This window comes from Streptomyces sp. NPDC001056 (assembly GCF_053598955.1).
Window position 1 is genome coordinate 1 of the sequence record NZ_JBSFLI010000102.1, and the last position, 1,638, is coordinate 1,638.

At 63.9% G+C, this 1,638-nt stretch carries 1 pseudogene; it reads right to left on the minus strand.

From position 1 onward, the window contains the following. Positions 1-1,638: pseudogene (locus tag ACWDD7_RS37675) on the minus strand (hypothetical protein); the annotation flags it as partial.

Here is a 1,638-nt window from a genome sequence, read left to right on the forward strand (position 1 = left end):
GTCCTCGCCAACGAGGCCCGACGACTTCAGTTGCGACACGTTCACCGCGTCCGTGTCGGCCTTGCCGGCCTTCACGTTCGACAGCGTCGTACCGCCTTCGCCCGTCAGCGTCACCTTGTCCTTCTTCGCGCTGTCATAGGCCACGGCCAACGGATTCATGCCGCCTTCCACGTCGCGGAGTGCGTCCGTCAGTTGATCGACGTTCACCGCGTCCGTGCCGGCCTTGCCCTTGGCCACGTTCGACAGCGTCACCGGGCTCGTCGACTTCCCGCCACCCAGCGTCACCGAGTTGTAGTTCGGCGTGCCATCGGCCTTCTTGTCGTACGTCACCGCGGCGATCGACTTGCCGTCCTCGCCGATCAGGCCCGACGACTTCAGCTGCGACACGTTCACCGCGTCCAGGTCGGCCGTACCGGCCTTCACGTTCGACAACGTCGTGCCCGTCTTGCCCGCCAGCGTCACCTTGTCCTTCGACGTGCTGTCGTACACCACCGCCAGCGATTCACCGGTCGTCTTGTCGAGGACACCGCCATCCGTCAGCGCATCCTTCAGGTTGCCGAGGTTTTCGTTCGTCGCGAACAGTTGCGAGCCGTTCACCGCGTCCGTGCTCTTCGCCGACAGCGTGCCAGCCTTCACGTTCGTCAGCTTCGTGCCGCCTTCACCAGCCAGCGTTGCCGACTTGTAGTTCGGCGTGCCGTCCGCGTTCTTGTCGTACGTAATTGCTGCGACCGACTTGCCATCCTCGCCAATCAGGCCCGACGACTTCAGTTGCGACACGTTCACCGCGTCCATATCGGCCTTGCCCGCCGCCACGTTCGACAGCTTCGTACCGCCTTCACCGGCGAGCGTCGCCGACTTGTAGTTCGGCGTGCCGTCCGCGTTCTTGTCGTACGTGATCGCTGCAAGCGACTTGCCGTCCTCGCCGACGAGACCCGACGACTTCAGTTGCGACACGTTCACCGCATCCATGTCGGCCTTGCCGGCTGCGACGTTCGACAGCGTCGTGCCCGTCTTGCCACCGGCCAGCGTCACCTTGTCCTTCGTCACGCTGTCGTAAGACACGGCCAACGGGTTCATGCCGCCTTCGACCTCGCTGATCGCCTTCGTCAGTTGCTCGACGTTCACCGCGTCCGTGTTGGCCTTACCCTGTGCGACGTTCGACAGCGTCACCGGACCCGTCGACTTCCCGCCACCCAGCGTCACCGAGTTGTAGTTCGGCGTGCCGTCGGCCTTCTTGTCGTACGTCACCGCAGCAATCGACTTGCCGTCTTCGCCGATCAGGCCCGACGACTTCAGTTGCGACACGTTCACCGCATCCAGGTCGGCCTTGCCCGCCGCCACGTTCGACAGCGTCGTGCCCGTCTTGCCCGCCAGCGTCACCTTGTCCTTCGACGTGCTGTCGTACACCACCGCCAGCGATTCACCGGTCGTCTTGTCAAGGACACCGCCATCCGTCAGCGCGTCCTTCAGGTTGCCCAGGTTCTCGTTCGTCGCGAACAGTTGCGAACCGTTCACCGCATCCGTGCTCTTCGCCGACAGCGTGCCAGCCTTCACGTTCGTCAGCTTCGTGCCGCCTTCGCCCGCCAGCGTTGCCGACTTGTAGTTCGGCGTGCCGTCCGCGTTCTTGTCGTACGTGAT